Origin of the sequence: Dyella kyungheensis (genome assembly GCF_016905005.1) — a bacterium.
GTDB lineage: Bacteria > Pseudomonadota > Gammaproteobacteria > Xanthomonadales > Rhodanobacteraceae > Dyella > Dyella kyungheensis.
In genome coordinates this window covers 490,422-508,918 of the sequence record NZ_JADIKC010000007.1, presented here as the reverse complement: position 1 = coordinate 508,918, position 18,497 = coordinate 490,422, and the positions used below count along the sequence as shown (strand labels likewise).

Here is an 18,497-nt window from a genome sequence, read left to right as displayed (position 1 = left end):
TTGCGACGTATGCTTGACCTTCCTAACGCCTCGCCCGGACTGACCTATCGCCATGACTAAGGCAGAAGACATCTCGTTTGGCTATCTGCTCAACGACGTCACCCTGTTGTTCCGCAAGCACTTCGACAGGCGCGCCGTGAAATTCGGGTTGACCCGCGCCCAGTGGCGGGCCACCAAGATGCTCTATCACCGCGAAGGCCTGCGCCAGACCGAACTGGCCGAATCACTGGAAATGGAGCCCATTGCGGTGGGCCGCGTGATCGATCGCCTGCAGGCGGCCGGTTTCGTCGAGCGCCGGCCCGATCCCAAGGATCGCCGCGCCTGGCGGCTGTACGTGACCGACCAGGCGCGTGGCGTCATCGCCGACATGGAGCTGATCGCCAAGGGCGTGCGCAAGGACGCCACCCAGGGTATCGGCGTGCCTGAGCTGGAACATGCGCTGGGCGTGCTCAACCGCATGAAGGAAAACCTGCAGGCGCTGGACAACGGCGGCCCATCCGACGACGCCGAGCTCTGATCGCCCGGAAAAATCCGCCAACCAGGCCTTCTGGCAGGTGTATGTCACACGCGTGCCACACTATGTTGCGATGAACATGTCGCCTGCCTGACGGCAGGCGGTTTGCCAAGTGCTGTCGGTCGTGCGAGCCACGGACGCTGGCTGCATCACAATGCCCAATGAGACGCACTGGACGGAGTGGGGCATGCTCCCGAGAGCATGCCCGGTGCGGCAATCCCCTTTTGGACAGACACGCAGCGCGGCCGCTAGGGCGGCATCCCGGCGCATGCCGGGCATGCCGGCAGCGGTGGGTGGTCGGAGACATCATGCAAGGCACGTCCCGCAAGAAACTCTTGGTATTGGCCGTCGTCATCGTGGCGGCGATCGTGGCCGCGCAGATGTTCCGCGGCAGCGAACGCGCCAAGGCGAAAACGCCTGCGGTGGCCGCGTCGGTGCCGGTGAAGGTGGCCAGTGCGCATCGCAGCGACCTCGATCTCACCTTGAAGGTGATCGGTCGCGCCGAGGCGTTTTCCACGGTGAATGTGCAGGCGCGCGTGAGCGGCCAGTTGCAGGCCCTGCTGTTCAAGCCCGGCGGACAGGTGAAGCAGGGCGACACCATCATCCGCATCGATCCCAGCCTGCTGCAGGCGCAGCTCGACCAGGCGCTCGGCAACCTGGCCAAGGACCAGGCGCAGCTGGACAACGCCAATACCGTCATCAAGCGTTACCAGCCTTTGCTCGGCAAGGGTTATGTCTCGCAGATGGACTACGACACCTACAAGGCCAACCAGGGCATCTACAGCGCGGCGGTGAAATCCGATCAGGCTGCGGTGGAGCTGGCCCGCACGCAGCTCAGCTATGCGCAGATCCAGGCGCCGTTCGACAGCATCGCGGGTGCGCCGCTCGTTTATCCGGGCGCACAGATCACGGCGAACGACACCTCCATCGTGGTGTTGAACCAGATCCGCCCCATCCACATCACCTTCTCGGCACCCGAGACGGGTCTCGATGGCATCAAGGCCGCCATGGCGCGCGGCAAAGTGCCGGTGTCGGTGGCCATCCCGAACACCAAGACCGCACCGATGGAGGCCGAGCTCGACTTCATCAACAACTCGGTGGACACCACCACCGGCACCATCCAGCTCAAGGCGCGCTACACCAACGACGACGATCGGCTCACACCGGGCCAGTTCGTGGAAGTGGTGTTGCCCACCACGCGCCTCTCCAACGTGGTGACGGTGCCGGTGGTGGCCTTGCAGAACGCGCCGCTCGGCAGCTTCGTTTTCGTCGTCAATGCGGACGGCACGGTGCAGCAGCGCATGGTGACGGCCGGGCCCAGCACGGGCGGCCAGATCGTCATCGAGAAGGGCCTGAACGGCAACGAGACCGTGGTCACGGACGGCCAATTGCTGCTGGTCGATGGCGCGCACATACACGTCGTCACCGACAACGGCTGAGGCGGCGCCATGAACCTGCCAGCCCTGTGCATTCAACGCCCGGTGATGACGACGCTGCTGATGGTGGCGTTGCTGGTATTCGGCGTCGTCGCGTATCCGAAGTTGCCGGTGAACGAACTGCCGAACGTCGACTTCCCCACCATCACGGTGAACGCGAGCCTGCCTGGCGCCGCGCCGGAGACGATGGCCACGGCAGTCGCCACGCCGCTGGAAAACCAGCTCTCGACCATTGCCGGCATCCAGTCGATGACCTCGACCAGCGCGCTCGGCAGCACCTCGATCACGCTCACCTTCGAACTCGATCGCAGCATCGACGGTGCCGCGCAGGATGTACAGGCGGCCATTTCCTCGGCGCAGCGCCAGCTGCCCACCAACATGCCCACGCCGCCCACGTTCCGCAAGGTGAACCCCGCGGACGCACCGATCCTCTATCTCACGCTGCGTTCGCGCACGCAGCCGCTGTCGGTGGTGGACGACTACGCGGAGACGCAACTGGCGCAGCGCCTGTCGATGATCGATGGCGTTGCCCAGGTGAGCGTCTACGGCGCGCAGAAATACGCGGTGCGCGTGAGCGTCGATCCGCAGAAGCTGGCGGCCAGCGGCATCGGCATCGATACCGTGCAGAACGCGGTGGCCGCGGCCAACGTGAATCTCGCCACCGGTTCGCTCAACGGCAGTCGCCAGCTGCTGCAGGTGCGTTCGGACGGCCAATTGCAGCGGGCGAATCAGTACAACAGCATCATCGTGGCCTATCGCAATGGCGCGCCGGTGCGCCTATCCGACCTGGGCAAGGCCGAAGACAGTGTGCAGAACGACCAGGTCGCGAGCTGGTACAACGGCGAGCGCGCCATCGTGCTGGCCATCCAGCGCCAGCCGGGTTCCAACACGGTGGCGACCATCGACCGCATCCGCTCCGTGCTGCCCACGTTCGAGGCCACCTTGCCGCCATCGATCAAGCTGGCCGTGCTGTACGACCGCTCGGTGTCCATCCGCGAATCGGTGAACGACGTGCAGTTCACCTTGATGCTCGCGGGCGTGTTGGTGGTGCTGGTGATCTACCTGTTCCTGGGCAACGCCTCGGCCACCCTGATTCCCGCGCTGGCGCTGCCGGTGTCCATCGTGGGCACGTTCGGCGCGATGTTTGCGCTCGGTTACAGCCTGGACAATCTCTCGCTGCTGGCGCTGACCCTGGTGGTCGGCTTCGTGGTCGACGATGCCATCGTGATGCTCGAGAACATCGTGCGTCACGTGGAAGAGGGCATGGACCCGTACGAAGCCTCGCTCAAGGGCGCCAGCGAGATCGGCTTCACCATTTTCTCGATGACGCTGTCGCTGGTGGCGGTGTTCCTGCCGGTGATGTTCATGGGCGGCATCGTCGGCCGTCTGTTCCATGAGTTCGCGGTGACGCTGAGCGTGGCGATCCTGATTTCGGGCTTCGTCTCGATCACCCTCACGCCGATGCTGTGCAGCCGCTTCCTCAAGCATGCCGAGCACGAGAAGAAAGCTCGGGTCGTGCTGTGGTTCGATGCCGGTTTCGAGCGCGTACGCCGCGGCTACGTGAGTTCGCTGACCTGGGCCGTGCATCACCCGCGCAGCATCATGGGACTGTTCGTGGCCAGCCTGCTGGCTACCGGCGTGTTGTTCGTGGTGGTCGACAAGGACTTCATTCCCGCCGGCGATTCGGGTCAGCTCAACGTGAATGTCGAAGGCCCCGATGACACCTCGGTGTCCAGCATGGCGCAACGTCAGCAGCAGCTGGCCAAGATCGTGGGCGAGGATCCGAACATCGCCAGCTACATGTCCTCGGTGGGCAGCGGCGGTGCGCGTACCACCACCAACAACGGTTCCCTGTCGCTCACGCTCAAGCCTGCCAGCGAGCGGCCGCTCGACGTCAACGGCATCATCCAGGAGCTGCGGGCGAAGTTCGCCAAGGTGCCGGGCATCCGGGCCTACATCCAGAACCCGCCATCGATCCAGGTAGGCGGACGACAATCGAAGGCGCAGTACCAATACACCTTGCAGTCGATCGATACGCCCGCGCTGTACGACTGGTCGGGCCGGGTGATCACCGCCTTCAGCAAGCTGCATGGTTTCCAGGACGTCACCAGCGACCTGGACCTCAACGGCCCGTCCATCGTGGTGGACGTGAATCGCGACAAGCTCGCCACGCTCGGCCTCACCATGGACCAGGTGCAGACGGCGCTGGGTTCGGCATTCGGCGCCAACCAGATTTCCACCATCTACGGTGCGTCATCGCAATACTGGGTGATCCTGCAGGTGTATTACGCCTTGCAGAATGATCCCGAGGTGCTGTCGCAGATCTACGTCACCTCCAGCAGTGGCGGGCTGGTGCCGCTCAATGCGGTGGCGAGTTTCGAACGCAAGCCGCAGGCGCTCACGGTGAATCACCAGGGCCAGATACCCGCGGTGACGGTGTCGTTCAACCTTGCGCCGGGCGTGAGCCTCAGCGAAGCGGTGGCGAGCATCGACAGCGCGATGAAGCAGATGAACCTGCCGCCCACGATCACCGGCAGTGTGCAAGGCACGGCGCAGGCGTTCCAGGATTCGATGCAGGGCATGGGCTTGCTGCTGGTGATGGCGTTGTTCGTGATCTATCTGGTGCTTGGCATCCTGTACGAGAGTTTCATCCATCCGTTGACGATTCTGTCGGGCCTGCCATCGGCGGGCGTAGGCGCGTTGGCGACGCTGATGATCTTCGGTGCGCCACTCGACCTGTTCTCCTTCGTCGGCATCGTGATGCTGATCGGCATCGTCAAGAAGAACGCGATCATGTTGATCGACTTCGCGCTGGAGAAGCAGCGCAGCGATGGCACCGCGCCTGCGCTCGCCATCGTGGAAGCCTGCCACGTGCGCTTCCGACCGATCATGATGACCACCGCGGCCGCGTTTGCGGGCACCTTGCCGATCGCTTTGGGATTGGGCGCCGGTGCCGAGACGCGTCGGCCGTTGGGCCTGGCGGTGGTGGGTGGCCTGCTGGTGTCGCAGGTGCTCACGCTGTACCTGACGCCAGTGATCTATCTGTATCTCGATCGCTTGCACACGCGGCTCTCGCGCAAGCGGCGCGTGGGCGGTGCTGAGACGGCACACTGAAGCGGAGACCCTGTGGGAGCGCACTTGTGCGCGACTGCGGCGCCTTGTCGATGCCGCTTCGTTGGCTTGTCGCGCACAAGTGCGCTCCCACAGGTGAGACTCACCAAATAAAAAAGGGCGGCCATGGGCCGCCCTTTTTCGTTCGCATGCGCGGAACGATCACTCCTCCGCGCCATCTCCCTTGAACGCACCCGGCGCCGAACCGAAGTTGCCGTCGGCCTGGGCGGCCATGTACGAGAACGCGGCATAGACGGCGACGTTCTGCGCCAGTTCCTTCGGGTCGATCTTGTCGAGCGTGTCGTTGGCGGTGTGGTGGTAGTCGAAGTAGTCGGTACCGTCCTGCACCAGCGAGAGCGCGGCCATGCCCTTGCCGTGCATCTGCGACAGGTCGGAACCGCCGCCGCCCGGCTTGCTCGCGTCATAGTCCACGCCGATCGGTGCAAGCACCTTGGCGATCTGCTCGATGGCGCCGCGCGACTCCGGCTTCACGCTGGCCGTCATCAGCCAGATCTTGCGCGCGCCGAAATCGGATTCGGTGCCGAGCTGGAACTTCGCCACGTCGGAGGCGTGCTTGTCAGCGTACGCGCGGCCACCCCACAGGCCCATCTCTTCGTTGGCGAAGGCGATCACGCGGATGGTGCGGTCAGGGCGCTGCGGCATGTCGTGGATCAGCTTGCCGGCCGCCATGGCGATCGCCACGCCGGCGCCGTCGTCGATCGCGCCGGTGCCCGGATCCCACGAGTCGAGATGGCCGCCAATGACCACGACCTGGTCCGGATGCTTCTTGCCGGTCACTTCGCCGATCACGTTGGCGCCGGTGTAGCTGCCGTTGAAGCCGACGTCCAGGTCCAGCTTGACGCTGACCGGCTTGCCGAAGCCGAGGATGCGCGTGAGCTGATCGGCATCGGGGTTGGAGAGTGCGGCGGCGGGAATGGCGTCCTTCGGATCGGTGAAGCCGGTAACGCCGGTGTGCGGCGTGCGGCTGTTGGCATCGGTGCCGGCCGAACGCAGCAGGAAGGCGGCGGCGCCCATCTTGGCGGCGATCACCGGGCCGCCCACGCGCACGCCCGAACCGATGGCGTAGTCGGCGCCGTCCTTGTGGCGCTGCATGTGCGCATCGACGTAGACGATCTTGCCCTTCACGCTGGCCGGATCGGCCTTCTTCAACGCATCGAGGCTGTCGAAGCGCACCACCTCGGCGGTGAGGCCGCCCTTGGGCGTGCCGGCCGAATAGCCCAGCGCAATCAAGTCCAGCGGCTGCGGGAACGGCGCCACGATGGCGGCGTGCTCGCTGCGGCGTTCCCACAGCGGATAGGTCACCTGCTCGGTATAGACCTTGTCGAAACCCAGTGCCTTGAACTTGGCAATGGCCCACTCGCGGCCGCGCAGGTCCGCCGGACCGCCGGCAATGCGCGGACCCACTTCGGTGGTCAGCGACTCGACGATCTGGTACGCCGTGTTGTCGTTCATCGCCTTGTCGCGCAGCTGTTCGGCCGTCTTTACGGCTGCGGCGGGAACCGTGGTCTGGGTGGCTGCATGGGCCGAGCCGATGGCGAACATCAGGCTGGCGGCGAGCAGGGTAAGCGGCAGTTGACGCATGGGGACGTTCCTTGGGCGGAAACTTCGATTATGGCCCGCGTGCTCGTGGCTGCTTAGGCCAGAAGTCATGCTGCGGGGGTCAAAAACAGCAAAAACAAAAAAGGCGCCGCAGCGCCTCTTTCGCGCAACGTTCCTAGCTGCTTACTTCGGGTTCCGCGCCTTGAGCAGGTCGCGGATCTCCGTCAGCAGCACCACATCGGCCGGCGGCGGCGCAGGCGCGGCCTCTTCGCGGCGGGTGAGGCGGTTGATCGCCTTGACCACCAGGAAGATCGCAAACGCGATGATGAGGAACTGGATCAGGGTATTGATGAAGGTGCCATAGCCAATAGCCACTTCGGCGATTTTGTGTGCCGGATCGGTAGTGTCGGCCGGCTTGAGCACCCATTTCATCTGCGAGAAATCGACACCGCCGGTGAGCATGCCGATCGGCGGCATGATGATCTGGTCCACCAGTGAGCTGACGATCTTGCCGAACGCGCCGCCGATCACCACACCGACCGCGAGGTCGATCACATTGCCGCGCATGGCGAATTCTTTGAACTCTTTGAGCATGCTCATGCTTCTCTCCCTGGGCTGGATGGCCTCGACACTCTAACGCAGCGCGATGTGCAGGCGGCATGCAGCCGCCTTCGCAAGTTCAGACGACGGTGCCTTCGAGCGTGGCCACGCCGGCCAGTTCCGCATGAAAGCGGTCGCCGCGTTGCATGGCTGAAACACCGGCCGGCGTGCCGGTAAAGATCAGGTCGCCGGCCTTCAACTCGAACAGCGTGGAGAGCAGCGCGATGATCTCGTTCACGCCGTGCACCATCTCGCCCAGGCGGCCTTGCTGGCGCGGCTGGCCGTTCACCGTGAGGGTGAGCGCGGTATCGGCATCGAGCGATACCTCGCCGGCCGGACGCAGCGCCGACACCGGTGCGGAATGGTCGAAGCCCTTGGCCACATCCCACGGATGGCTCTTGGCCTTGGCGACGGCCTGCAGGTCGCGGCGGGTCAGGTCCAGGCCCACGCCGTAGCCCCAGATCAGCGCACCGGCCTGCTGGGCGGAAAGGTCGCGTCCGCCCGCGCCCAGCGCCACCACCATTTCCACTTCGTGGTGCAGGTCGTGGGTGGCCTGCGGATAGATCACGTCGGCGCCGTCGGTGACCACGGCATCGGCCGGCTTGCAGAAGAACAGCGGCGTGTCCTTGTCCACCGTCGAACCCATTTCGCGGGCGTGCTCGGCGTAGTTGCGGCCGATGCAGAAGATCCGGCGCAGCGGGAAACGTTGGTCGCTGCCGATGATCGGCAGGCTAGGAACGGCAGGGGGCGTGATGGCGTATGACATGGCCGGGAAGGTTACCACTCCCGCTTGCGAGCGCCAGTCTGCTGTCACGTCAGCTTTTTTAGCAACCGGCATGCGAGTACAACCGGGCCGGTTCTCTGCCCTCGATCGATGTCGGCCAGGTGACAGCTGTCACCGCGTTTGGCTGATGAGGGCTTCTGGAGTCGGCGGGCCCGCTCCAGCAATGTGTATCGCATCACGGAACCGGCAGTGACCGGCAGGGAGAGCGTGTGGCGAATGCGGATCTGTTGAAGGAACTGCGCATCGAGAAACATCTGCGCGAGGAGCATGGCCAGGGGCCGGGCCGTTGGCCGTGGATCGTCGGCGGCGTGCTGCTCGTGCTGGTGTTGATCGCGCTGGCGGGCTGGTTCGTGATGGGCCGGCGCGCCATCGAAGTGCAGACGGCCCAGGCGCAGTCGCCGGTGGCCAATGCGGCGGCCGGTGCGGTGCTGCAGGCCACCGGTTACGTGACGGCGCGGCGGCAGGCCACCGTGTCGGCACAGATCACCGGCACGCTGACCGATGTGCTGATCGAAGAGGGTGACCACGTGAAGGAGGGCCAGGTGGTGGCGCGGCTGGACGACTCGCAGTACAAGGCGGCACTCGATGCGGCCCGTACCACGGCCGCCGCTTCGCACGCCCTGGTCGCGCAGTTCCAGGCGCAACTGGCGCAGAACCAGCGCGATGCCGTGCGCAACGAAGAGCTCGCGGCGAAGGGCCTGGTCTCCAAACAGCTCGCCGAGCAATCGCGTACGCTGGTCGACAGCACACGCGCCCAGCTGCTGTCGCAGCAGCGCAGCGCGGCCTCGGCCGATGCACAGGTCGTGGTGGCGAGGGTGAACTTCGACTACTGCGTGATCCGCGCGCCGTTCGACGGCGTGATCACCACCAAGGACGCGCAGGTGGGCGAAATCGTCTCGCCGTTCTCCGCGGGCGGCGGTTTCACCCGCACCGGCGTGGGCACGGTAGTGGACATGGATTCGCTGGAAGTGGACGTGGACGTCAACGAGGCCTATATCGGCCGCGTGAAGCCGAGCATGCCCGCCGAGGCCGTGTTGGACGCCTACCCCGACTGGAAAATTCCCGCCCACGTCATCGCCATTGTTCCTGCCGCCGATCGCGGCAAGGCCACGGTGAAAGTGCGCGTGGCGCTGGAGAAGAAAGACGCACGCATCGTGCCCGACATGGGCGTGCGCGTGTCCTTCCTCGAGCAGAAGCAGGACCAGGCACAGGCACAGACGCAGGCACCGCAGGGCGCGCTGGTGCCGACCACGGCGATCGCACAGCGCGACGGCCACGGCGTGGTGTTCATCGTCAGCAGCGACATCGTGCAGCAGCGCAGTGTATCGCCGGCCGCCTCGAAGATCGGCGACCAGAGCCTGCTGCCGACGGGCGTGCAAGTGGGCGACACCGTAGTGGTGTCCCCGCCAGCGGCATTGAAGGACGGCGACCGGGTCAAGCTGGCGGCAAAAGCCGCAGAGTGATCCGCCTCGTCAACGCGTGATCGGGTGCATCGCCAACCGCGATGCCTGGCTATTCGCATCAGGAGCACATGCAATGAGCACATTGATCGAAACCCGCGACCTCTCCAAGGTGTACGAGCGCGGCAAGCAGAAGGTGGAAGTGTTGCACCACATCGACCTCGACATTGCCGAGGGCGACTTCCTCGCGCTGATGGGCCCCTCCGGTTCGGGCAAGACCACCTTGCTCAACCTGATCGGCGGACTGGATACGCCCACTGGCGGCAGCATCACCGTCGCCGGCCAGCGCCTGGATCAACTGGGCGGCGGGCAACTGGCGAAGTGGCGCGCGGCGCACGTGGGCTTCGTGTTCCAGTTCTACAACCTGATGCCGATGCTGTCGGCGCAGAGGAACGTCGAGCTGCCGCTGCTGCTGACCAAGCTTTCCGCGGCACAGCGCCGCAAGAACGCCTCCATTGCGTTGCAACTGGTGGGCCTTGGCGACCGTGCCTCGCACAAGCCGAGCGAGCTTTCCGGCGGCCAGCAGCAGCGTGTGGCGATTGCGCGAGCCATCGTCTCCGACCCCACCTTGCTGGTGTGCGACGAGCCCACCGGTGACCTGGATCGCCAGTCGGCCGAGGAAGTGCTGGGCCTGCTGCGTGTGCTCAATCGCGAGCACGGCAAGACCATCGTGATGGTCACCCACGATCCCAAGGCCGCCGAGTACGCCAATCACACGCTGCATCTGGACAAGGGCACCCTGGTCGAACAGGCGCTGGCGTGAGGATGCGACGATGAAATATCTCCATCTCATCTGGGCGGCGCTGTTCCGGCGCAAGGCCCGCACCGTCCTCACGCTCGTCTCGATCATTGCTGCGTTTCTGCTGTTCGGCATGCTCGATGCGGTGCGCACGTCATTCGACCAGGCGGGGCAGAGCGCCAACGGTGCGCAACGCCTGCAGACCGGCTCGAAACTCTCCTTCATCCAGACGCTGCCGCAATCGCTGGAACAGCAGATCGCGCAGGTGCCGGGCGTGAAGATGGTGACCTACGCGAACTGGTTTGGTGGTGCCTACCAGGACCCGCACAACCAGGTCTTCAGCTTCGCGGTGGAACCGAACTACATCGATCTGTATCCCGAGATCGAAGTGAGCGCGGCCGAGCGCAAGGCGTTTGACGATACGCGCACCGGCATCCTGGTGGGCGAAAAACTGGCCAAGCGCTTCAACTGGAAAGTGGGCGACAAGATTCCGCTGCAGTCGACCATCTTCCCGGATCGCAAGGGCAGCAAGAACTGGACCTTCGACATCGTCGGCATCCTGCATTCGAAGGACAAGAAGAGCGGCGGCTTCTTCGACCAGATGCTGTTGTTGCATTGGAAGTATTTCGACGAAACCACGCCCTTCAATCAAGGCACCGTGGGTTGGTATGTCACGCGTGTGAACGACGTGAACCAGGCCGACCGCGTGGCCAAGGCCATCGACGCGATCTCGGCCAATTCCGATCACGAGACGCGCACGCAGACCGAACAGGCGGCCACCGCCAGCTGGATGAAGCAGCTCGCCGATATCGGCCTGATCGTGGGTTCGATCATGGGCGCGGTGTTCTTCACGTTGTTGCTGCTGTCGGGCAACACGATGATGCAGGCGGTACGCGAACGCACCAGCGAGTTGGCCGTGCTCAAGACGATCGGCTTTTCCAGCCATGCGGTGCTCGGCATCGTGCTGGCCGAATCGGTGCTGCTGCTGTTGCTGGGCGGTGTGATTGGGCTTGGGTTGGCGTCGCTGATCATTCCCCTCGTGAGCGCCGGCAGTGGCGGCATGCTCAACCTGCCCAGCGTGGGCACCAGCAGCTGGATCCTGGGCCTGGTGCTGATGGTTGCCATCGGTCTGCTGGTGGGTGCACTGCCGGCGGTGCGAGCGATGCGACTGAACATCGTCGACGCGCTGGCCGGCCGCTAAGGAGAGCCACATGAAGAATTTCCTGATCAATCTTGGCCTGCTCCTGCTGATTGCCGCAGTGCTCGTGGCCTGGATCATGCTGCCGTGGCAGGGCGTGATCGTGCTGGCGCTGCTGTTTGCAGCGTGGATGGCGTTCACTCGTAGCGGGCGCCGTGCGGCTTCGGTAGCAAGCGTTGGCATCAGCACGCTGAAGCAACGCCTTGGTTCCTCGGCGGTGATCGTGATCGGCATCGCTGGCGTGGTCGGCGTGCTGGTGGCCTTGCTGGCGATGGGCGAAGGCTACTCGGAGACACTGCGCAAGACCGGCAGCGACGATACCGTCATCGTGATGCGCGGCTCGTCCGCGGCGGAGGTGATGTCCGTGCTCGACCACGACAGCGTGACGCTGATCCCGCAGGCCGCCGGCATCGCCAAGGACGCCAAGGGCGAGCCCATCGCGTCGCCGGAACTGGTGGTGGCAGCGAATCTTCCGCTGAAGGGCAGCACCGCGGACGACGAAGGCAGCGTGCAACTGCGTGGTGTCGGCGAGCAGGCGTGGGCGGTGCGGCCGAACGTGAAAGTGATCGACGGACGCAACTTCAAGCCCGGCATGCGCGAGCTGATCGTGGGCAAGGGGGCGGCCAAGCAGTTCGAAGGCCTCACGCCCGGGCATACGGTGAAGCTGGGCAACCAGCAGTGGACCGTGGTCGGCGTGTTCTCTTCCGGCGATGCGATGGATTCGGAAGTGTGGGGCGACGCCAGCGTGGTGGCCGATACGTATCGTCGCGGCAGCAGCCGTGCCTCGGTGACGGTGCGCCTGGCCGATCCCAAGGCCTACGACAAGTTCAAGGCCGAGCTGGAAAGCAATCCGCAGCTGAAGGTCGATGTGAGCACCACGATCGCCTATTTCAGCAAGCAGTCCGAGGGCATGACCAAGGTGATCAGGGCGGTGGGCATCGCGGTGGGCCTGATCATGGCGATCGGCGCCATGTTCGGCGCGCTCAACACCATGTTTGCCGCGGTGGCCGCGCGTGCACGCGAGATCGCCACCTTGCGTGCGATCGGCTTTCGCGGCTTTCCGGTGGTGGTCGCTGTGATGCTCGAAACGATGTTGTTGGCGCTGATCGGCGGTCTGCTGGGCGGCCTGCTGGCGTGGCTGATCTTCAACGGCTACAGCGCATCCACGCTTGCCGCGGGCACCGTGGGCAAGCTGAGTTTCGAATTGCGCGTGTCGCCGGCGTTGCTGTGGACTGGTCTCAAGTGGGCGCTGGCCATCGGCTTCATCGGTGGCATCTTCCCGGCGATGCGTGCTGCGCGTCTGCCGGTGACGACGGCATTGCGCGAACTCTGAGGTTCACGTGGAAACAAAAAAAGGGCGCGTCGAATGGCGCGCCCTTTTTCTTCGCCAAGCCACGACGGTCGTCAGCGGCGCTGACGGGCCAGCGTGATGGCACCCACGCCCACCAGGATGATGGCCATGCCGAGGAGGTCGTACGGCCCCACGCTTTCGCCGACCAGCAGGACACCGAACAGCACGGCCACCGGCGGATTCACATACGCATAGCTGGTGGCCAGGGCGGGGCGCGCGTGCTTTAGCACATACAGGAACGCGCTGAAGGCGATGATCGATCCGAACACGGCCAGGTACACCAGCGCCAGCGTGGCGCGCGTGGTGGGATGGGCCGGCAGCTGTTCGCCCTGGGCGAAACCGACGATCAGCAAGGCCACGCTGGCGCACAGCATTTGCGCCGCCGTATTCATGGGGCCCGCCGGCATGTCCTGACGCCGGCTCCAGGTGGCGCCGAACGCCCAGCTCATGGCGGCGACCAGCAGCGCGATGGCACCCAGTCGCGAACCGGAGAGGCCGGCACCGAGGTTCAGCACGACCACACCCACGAAACCGATCACCAGACCGACGGTTTCGCGACGCGAGGGCCATTCGCCGTATACGCCGGCAAACACCGCGGCGAACAGCGGCATGCTCGCCACCGCGACGGCGGCGATACCCGAGCTCACGCGCTGCTCCGCAAAACACACCAACCCGTTGCCAACGCCCAGCAGCAAGAAACCGGTGATGCCGGCATTGCGCCATTGGATTGCCGTGGGCATCGCCACACCGCGCAAACGCAGGAAGGCGAACAGTGCGACACCCGCGCCGAGGAAACGAATGCCCGCAAGCAGGAAGGGCGGGTAGCTCTCCAGCGCGTAATGGATGCCCAGGTAGGTCGAGCCCCAGATGATGTACAGCGCAAACAAGGCCAACGGCACCAGCAGGCGCGTGTCGGCAACGGGCGCATGAACCACGGGGGCGGCTGAAGGAGTCGTCGTGTCGGTCATATCGGGCTACGCGGGGGACATGGCGGGGTGTATGTCGCCCATAGTTTATACGCAGCTCAACCATAGTCCGGGCGCCGACGGGTCGGAAGCGAGGCTTCCGCAAGGCAGCCTTGAGCGGCGCTCAAGTCACGCGGCGGAGCGCTGTCCCTGCCGGTGGTCGTCGCGCCGTTCGCTGGCAAGCAGTTCGCGCTTGCGCTCCACGCCCCAGCGCCAACCGCCGAGCGAACCGTCTTCGCGCACGATGCGGTGGCAGGGCACGATCAAGGCCAGGCGATTGTTGCCGCAGGCATTGCCGATGGCGCGGGCGCCCTTGGGCATGCCCAGTTCCGCGGCCAGCTCGCCGTAGCTCTTGGTGGTGCCCGACGGAATCCGCGTGAGCGCGTTCCACACGCGCCACTGAAACGCGGTGGCGGCCACGTCGAGCGGCGGCAGATCCGGCGCATCCGCATCGCTCCAGCCCAGTTCGCTGGCGATGCGGGCGATCACCGCATCGAGCCACTCTTCGCGGCCGGCATCCACGCGTTCGTGCGAGGCCTGCGGAAATTCATCGGCGAGGCGCTTTTCCAGCTCCGCATCGGTATCGCCCAGCGTCACCGAGCAGATGCCGCGCGAGGTGGTTGCCACCAGCAGCCGGCCCAGCGGCGTATCGGTGGTGGTGTAGCGAATGTCCGCGCCGGCACCACCCGCCCGGTAGCTCGCGGGGGTCATGCCGAGCAAACGGTCGCTGTGTTCGTAAACCCGGCTACCGGAGCCGAAACCCGCGCCGTACACCGCATCGGAGACGGCAGCGCCCTGGCGCAGGGCGCTCTTGAGCTGGCCGAAACGGCGTGCGCGGTGATACTCGGCCGGACTCATGCCGTAACGGCGCCGGAAGGCGCGTTGCAGGTGACTGGGGCTAAGACCGGAAGCCTCCGCCAGCGCCAGCAGGGTGGGCGCCTCGTCGGCGCGTTCCAGCAGCAGGCGGACCTGTTCGAGGGTTTTTCCGTTGGCGTGGCGGGCAGTCATGGTCGTTCATCCGAAGCACCGATGGGTCCAGCCTAGTGCCGGCAGCGGGTGCCAGCCATCCGGATCTTGCTCTGCACGGCGCTCAACGCAATGACCCGGTCATCGCCGGGTCATGACAACACTTCGGAATGTGGCGCGGCGGCCCGCAGGCCGGGACGTCAGCGGGCGACGTGATGTGTCCGGTGCAACACCACATATTCGCCCTCGATGACCTCGGGCTGGTGGCCACGGCGAGGCGCAGGCGATACGCTGCCGCGCTTGCGCGACCAATGGCGCAGTGCAAACACCAGTGTCCCGCCGATCAGCAGCACACCGGCCACCACCAGGCCGAACACCATCAAGATGCCCACCACAGCGAGCCCCAGCAGCAGCGACAGGGCGCGGACCAAGGGGTGGCGGGAACGACGCGGCATGGGCAGTGAGAAGCGCATGTTAAAAATCCGTGTGGTAAAATCAACGACTTACGTGCGTAACGATGGGGCCTTAGGGCCGGAGAGGCAAGTGCCGATGGATCCAGTGACACCCGACCAGGCGCTTTGCCGGCTGGACGATATCCCCGACGGCGGCGCCATTGCCGTTGATGCCGTGCTGCGCGACGGCGAAGAAAGCGTGATCGTGCTGCGTCGTGACGACGCGGTGCACGCCTATCTCAATATCTGCCCGCACGCAGGGCGCCGGCTGGACTGGGCGCCGGGCAAGTTCCTGCTGAAGGACGGCCTGCTGGTCTGTGCGGCGCACGGCGCCTCGTTCCAGGATGTCGACGGCCTGTGCGTGGGTGGCCCTTGCCGGGGCGAACACCTGCGCCGGGTGGAAGTGCGCGTGACCGAGGGCGACGTCTGGCTGGACGACTGAACGTCTCGTTGGCCCGGCCAAACCGGGCCTTGCCTTCACTCGGCGATCTTGTCGAGATTGCTGTTGAAGTTGTCCAGGTCGCGATCGCTGGTGAGCGAGTAGAGCGAGTAGCGCCGGCTCAACATGGCACCGCCATCGCGGATCAGCGGATCCCACACGAAGGATGCGCTCGCCCGGGTGGAGCGGGGCAGCATCAGGTCGAACGGAATCGACAGGTAGATGCCCTTGTCGAAGCTGCCTTCGCCGAACTGTTCTGCCGACACATTCGTCTTGGTGGCGTAAGCCCCCATGCGCACGCCGTTGCGAAATTCACGCGACACATCGAGCGTGGCGCCCCAGTCGCCGGCCAGGTAGCGGCCCGCGCTGATCGCCACCAGCACATCCTTGTAGCCCAGGTCGAAATAGCCGGTGACGTGACCGGTCACCACCTTGTAGCTGCGGAAGCTGAAGTCCTGGTCGTAACCGCGCTGCTTCACCCAGTTGATGTTCGAACCGATCGCCCAGCGCTCGCCAAACGGTCGATAGAGCACTTCGCCGCCCACGCCGCCGAACATGCTTTCGAGCATGCCGGCATAGGCCATGCCATAGAGATCCTGGCCCAGCTGCCGCGTGCCGGTGAACTGGAAGATCGGCAGGGTGACGGTGGAACTGGTGATGTACTTGCGCACATCGGTGCGCACGCGCGGCAAGTCGCTGGGCGCGTCGTATTTGAACTTGTCGTAGTTGTCGATCAGGTCGGCCGACACCACCGCACTCCACCAGAGGTTCCGGGTGAAGTGGAAATCGATGTTGTAGGTGGCGGCGATCTGATACAGCAGGAACGCGTCCGGACCGCCGAGGTTCTGCTGGTAGGTCAGCGCGAACGATTGCTCCACGCGTTTGACCGGCGCACGATAGAGCAGCTCTTCATGGCGTGGCGTCGGGGCGTTCTGCTCCACGCTCTGGCGGAACTCGCTCAGCGTGATGTCGTGATCCAGCAACTGCGCGAAACGCTGGCGATTCACGCTGGTCTCGGTGGTAGCGAGGCCTTCCTGTTGCGCAACGACGGTAAACCAGTCGACGCCCGGGCCCAGTGCGTTGTCGAGCACGCGTGCGGCCCGACCTACGCCCTTGGCGCTGTAGAAGTAGTCTTCCTGCTCACCCTTTACGATCACTTCGCTGCCGCGGCGCGTGATGCTCGACACCTGGATGCCGGCGTTGTCGCGCAGTGCGCGTGCCACCTCGGCCCAGTCCACTTGTTCTGGCGATGCCGGTGCAGCGCTGCGTTTGGGCGGTGCAGGATCGAGCAGCTTCGCCGGCCCTGTGTTCTGGGCCAGGTTGGTGTGCAACGTAAGGCCGAACATCACCGTATCGCCCCGTTCAAGCGCGACGCTAAGATCCATATTGCGATTCGGGCGAAACACTGCGCCGACGTTGATCGGCGAGCGTTGCTGCTGGTTGTTGTGCTGTGGCTCGTGCCGATAATCGTTGCCGTCGTATTCGGCTTTCAGCACCAACCAATCCCACGGTGTCTGGTAGTCGATGCCGCCAAACAGCGCTGTCGGACCGCGAAAATAGCGATTGCCGGAAAATTTGCCCGCGCCCTCATGACTGGCGGGGCGCACGTCGAACGTGTGGCTGATGATCGATAGCGGATTCTTGATGTCGCCACGCCCGCCTACATAACCCCAGCCCATGCCCAGGCTTGCATCGAACGGGCCGAAGCGCTTGCTCATGACCACATACTCACCGGCGAACAGGCCGGTGCCGCCGATATCGCGTGCGCCGATGCTGAGATCAGGCAGGTAGCGACTCTCCGTCCACAGGCGCAGCTTCACGTCGATCGACTTGTCTTTGTAGCTCTGGCCGCCGCTCAATGCCTCCGGGCCGTAAAGACGGTTGCTCACCGCGGTGTAGCGGAAGATGGCCTCCAGCCAGGGCAGCGGCTGGAGCGACACGTTATAGCGGTCATATGGCTCGACATGACTGGCGGTCAGTGCGGCCTCGCCTTCCTCCGCCATGCGCGCCGTCGGTGTCTGCCACAGGCCGACACCACCAAAGTCGCTTTGTGTGGGTGCGTTGTCGGCATGCGCCACGCTTGCAAGCAGGCCACCAGCCAACCACAGGCAGCCGTGACGTTGGCGAAGCCGCATGCTGGCCAGTCCAGCAGGACGTCCTGTCCATTTGCGCATTATCGAGAGTCCTCTTCCACGCCGATCGGCTGCGTAGCCAGAAACGCCGCCAGCTCGCGATTGAGATCCGGCGACACGGCGTGTCGCCCCGTCTCGCGCAGCGGTACAAAGATCACCGCGCCGGGCGCCAGTGGCATCGCCAAGCCACGATTCCACAGCCCCATGCCCTGTCTTGCGATGCGCCCATCGGGCTGGATGACGAAGATCCAATCGCCATCGGCCAGCGGCGACGGCTTGCAGGTGTCCAGATAGTTGCGTGCGTCCTGCAAGGTAATAAGCGGCAACGTACAGGTCCGTACCACGGCGCCGACCACGCGGATGGTGCTGGGGCGCCGCGGATAATGCACCGCGTCGCCATCGGCAACAGGCCAGTTCTCGGCGGCGTTCACTTCTACCGAGCGAGGATCGAGCAAGGCCACTTGCCGGCCCGTCACCGGCATCGGTGCCAGCCAATCGCGTAGTGATGCAATGGTGTCGGCCAACGCGGGAAAGTGGTCGCGCTGCGATTGTCGCTGCGCGCTGTCCAGCTCGAACATGAGTCCAGCCTTGAGGCGAGATTGTTCGACGCGTAGCGATGTGCGTTGCCAGGACGCACCGAGCGGGTAGGCATCCTCGCGCAGCGGACTGGCCAACGCGGCATCGCTGAGGCGGGCATGCCCGGCGAGCTGCTTGATGCCGGGTAGAGTCACGGCGCCGCTGATCTGGACGTCCACGGCGTGCGCGGCAAGCGTCGATAACCCTGCCGTCA

16 protein-coding genes are annotated in these 18,497 nt (G+C 64.9%); 8 read left to right on the top strand and 8 right to left on the bottom strand.

Annotated features, from left to right (window positions below; genetic code table 11):
• The first annotated feature begins 52 nt into the window (after positions 1 to 52).
• The 3 genes from ISP20_RS16805 (at position 53) to ISP20_RS16795 (ending at position 5,064) form a co-directional block, all read left to right on the top strand.
• On the top strand, positions 53 to 517 hold the full coding sequence (locus ISP20_RS16805) for a MarR family winged helix-turn-helix transcriptional regulator (RefSeq protein WP_204637253.1): 465 nt from the start codon (positions 53 to 55) through the stop codon (positions 515 to 517).
• A gap of 305 nt (positions 518 to 822) precedes the next feature.
• Positions 823 to 1,953: an efflux RND transporter periplasmic adaptor subunit gene (locus ISP20_RS16800; RefSeq protein WP_204637252.1), complete on the top strand. Its 1,131-nt coding sequence runs from the start codon at positions 823 to 825 to the stop codon at positions 1,951 to 1,953.
• 9 nt (positions 1,954 to 1,962) lie between these two features.
• Positions 1,963 to 5,064 carry an efflux RND transporter permease subunit gene (locus ISP20_RS16795; RefSeq protein ID WP_204637251.1) on the top strand — a complete coding sequence of 1,034 codons (3,102 nt, stop codon included), beginning with the start codon at positions 1,963 to 1,965 and terminating at the stop codon, positions 5,062 to 5,064.
• 159 nt (positions 5,065 to 5,223) lie between these two features.
• On the opposite strand, the gene ISP20_RS16790 is transcribed toward ISP20_RS16795, so the two are convergent.
• From ISP20_RS16790 to ISP20_RS16780, 3 genes are all read right to left on the bottom strand, one after another.
• Entirely contained in the window at positions 5,224 to 6,663 is a 1,440-nt protein-coding gene (locus ISP20_RS16790; protein WP_204637250.1) for a M20/M25/M40 family metallo-hydrolase, read from the bottom strand.
• 141 nt (positions 6,664 to 6,804) lie between these two features.
• A complete protein-coding gene (gene mscL / locus ISP20_RS16785; protein ID WP_204637249.1) occupies positions 6,805 to 7,221 on the bottom strand; it encodes a large-conductance mechanosensitive channel protein MscL in 417 nt (138 codons plus the stop codon).
• A 79-nt stretch (positions 7,222 to 7,300) separates the two neighbouring features.
• Positions 7,301 to 7,987, bottom strand: coding sequence for a fumarylacetoacetate hydrolase family protein (locus ISP20_RS16780; protein WP_204637248.1), 687 nt, complete (start codon positions 7,985 to 7,987; stop codon positions 7,301 to 7,303).
• Positions 7,988 to 8,214: 227 nt separating this feature from the next.
• On the opposite strand from ISP20_RS16780, the gene ISP20_RS16775 reads away from it, so the two are divergent.
• The 4 genes from ISP20_RS16775 (at position 8,215) to ISP20_RS16760 (ending at position 12,735) form a co-directional block, all read left to right on the top strand.
• Positions 8,215 to 9,468 (top strand): efflux RND transporter periplasmic adaptor subunit, encoded by a 1,254-nt coding sequence (locus ISP20_RS16775; RefSeq protein ID WP_204637247.1) that lies wholly within the window; start codon positions 8,215 to 8,217, stop codon positions 9,466 to 9,468.
• A 73-nt stretch (positions 9,469 to 9,541) separates the two neighbouring features.
• Positions 9,542 to 10,228 carry an ABC transporter ATP-binding protein gene (locus ISP20_RS16770; protein WP_204637246.1) on the top strand — a complete coding sequence of 229 codons (687 nt, stop codon included), beginning with the start codon at positions 9,542 to 9,544 and terminating at the stop codon, positions 10,226 to 10,228.
• A gap of 10 nt (positions 10,229 to 10,238) precedes the next feature.
• Complete coding sequence (locus tag ISP20_RS16765; protein WP_204637245.1) at positions 10,239 to 11,405, top strand: ABC transporter permease; 1,167 nt, start codon at positions 10,239 to 10,241, stop codon at positions 11,403 to 11,405.
• 10 nt (positions 11,406 to 11,415) lie between these two features.
• Positions 11,416 to 12,735 carry an ABC transporter permease gene (locus tag ISP20_RS16760; protein WP_204637244.1) on the top strand — a complete coding sequence of 440 codons (1,320 nt, stop codon included), beginning with the start codon at positions 11,416 to 11,418 and terminating at the stop codon, positions 12,733 to 12,735.
• A 71-nt stretch (positions 12,736 to 12,806) separates the two neighbouring features.
• Here the strand turns inward: ISP20_RS16760 and yedA are convergent, their stop codons facing one another.
• The 3 genes from yedA to ISP20_RS16745 form a co-directional block, all read right to left on the bottom strand.
• Positions 12,807 to 13,721: a drug/metabolite exporter YedA gene (gene yedA, locus ISP20_RS16755; protein ID WP_204637243.1), complete on the bottom strand. Its 915-nt coding sequence runs from the start codon at positions 13,719 to 13,721 to the stop codon at positions 12,807 to 12,809.
• Between the two features lie 126 nt (positions 13,722 to 13,847).
• On the bottom strand, positions 13,848 to 14,726 hold the full coding sequence (locus ISP20_RS16750; protein ID WP_204637242.1) for a methylated-DNA--[protein]-cysteine S-methyltransferase: 879 nt from the start codon (positions 14,724 to 14,726) through the stop codon (positions 13,848 to 13,850).
• Positions 14,727 to 14,884: 158 nt separating this feature from the next.
• Positions 14,885 to 15,157, bottom strand: a complete 273-nt coding sequence (locus ISP20_RS16745) for a hypothetical protein (protein WP_204637241.1) — start codon at positions 15,155 to 15,157, stop codon at positions 14,885 to 14,887.
• Positions 15,158 to 15,233: 76 nt separating this feature from the next.
• On the opposite strand from ISP20_RS16745, the gene ISP20_RS16740 reads away from it, so the two are divergent.
• Positions 15,234 to 15,578 (top strand): Rieske (2Fe-2S) protein, encoded by a 345-nt coding sequence (locus ISP20_RS16740; protein ID WP_204637240.1) that lies wholly within the window; start codon positions 15,234 to 15,236, stop codon positions 15,576 to 15,578.
• A 35-nt stretch (positions 15,579 to 15,613) separates the two neighbouring features.
• Here ISP20_RS16740 and ISP20_RS16735 read toward each other — a convergent pair whose 3' ends face one another.
• Together ISP20_RS16735 and ISP20_RS16730 are read right to left on the bottom strand one after the other, a co-directional pair.
• The gene (locus ISP20_RS16735; RefSeq protein ID WP_204637239.1) at positions 15,614 to 17,710 is read right to left on the bottom strand and encodes a YjbH domain-containing protein; all 2,097 of its coding nucleotides are present in this window, start codon (positions 17,708 to 17,710) and stop codon (positions 15,614 to 15,616) included.
• 38 nt (positions 17,711 to 17,748) lie between these two features.
• Entirely contained in the window at positions 17,749 to 18,462 is a 714-nt protein-coding gene (locus ISP20_RS16730; RefSeq protein WP_338031025.1) for a capsule biosynthesis GfcC family protein, read from the bottom strand.
• Positions 18,463 to 18,497 lie beyond the last annotated feature (35 nt).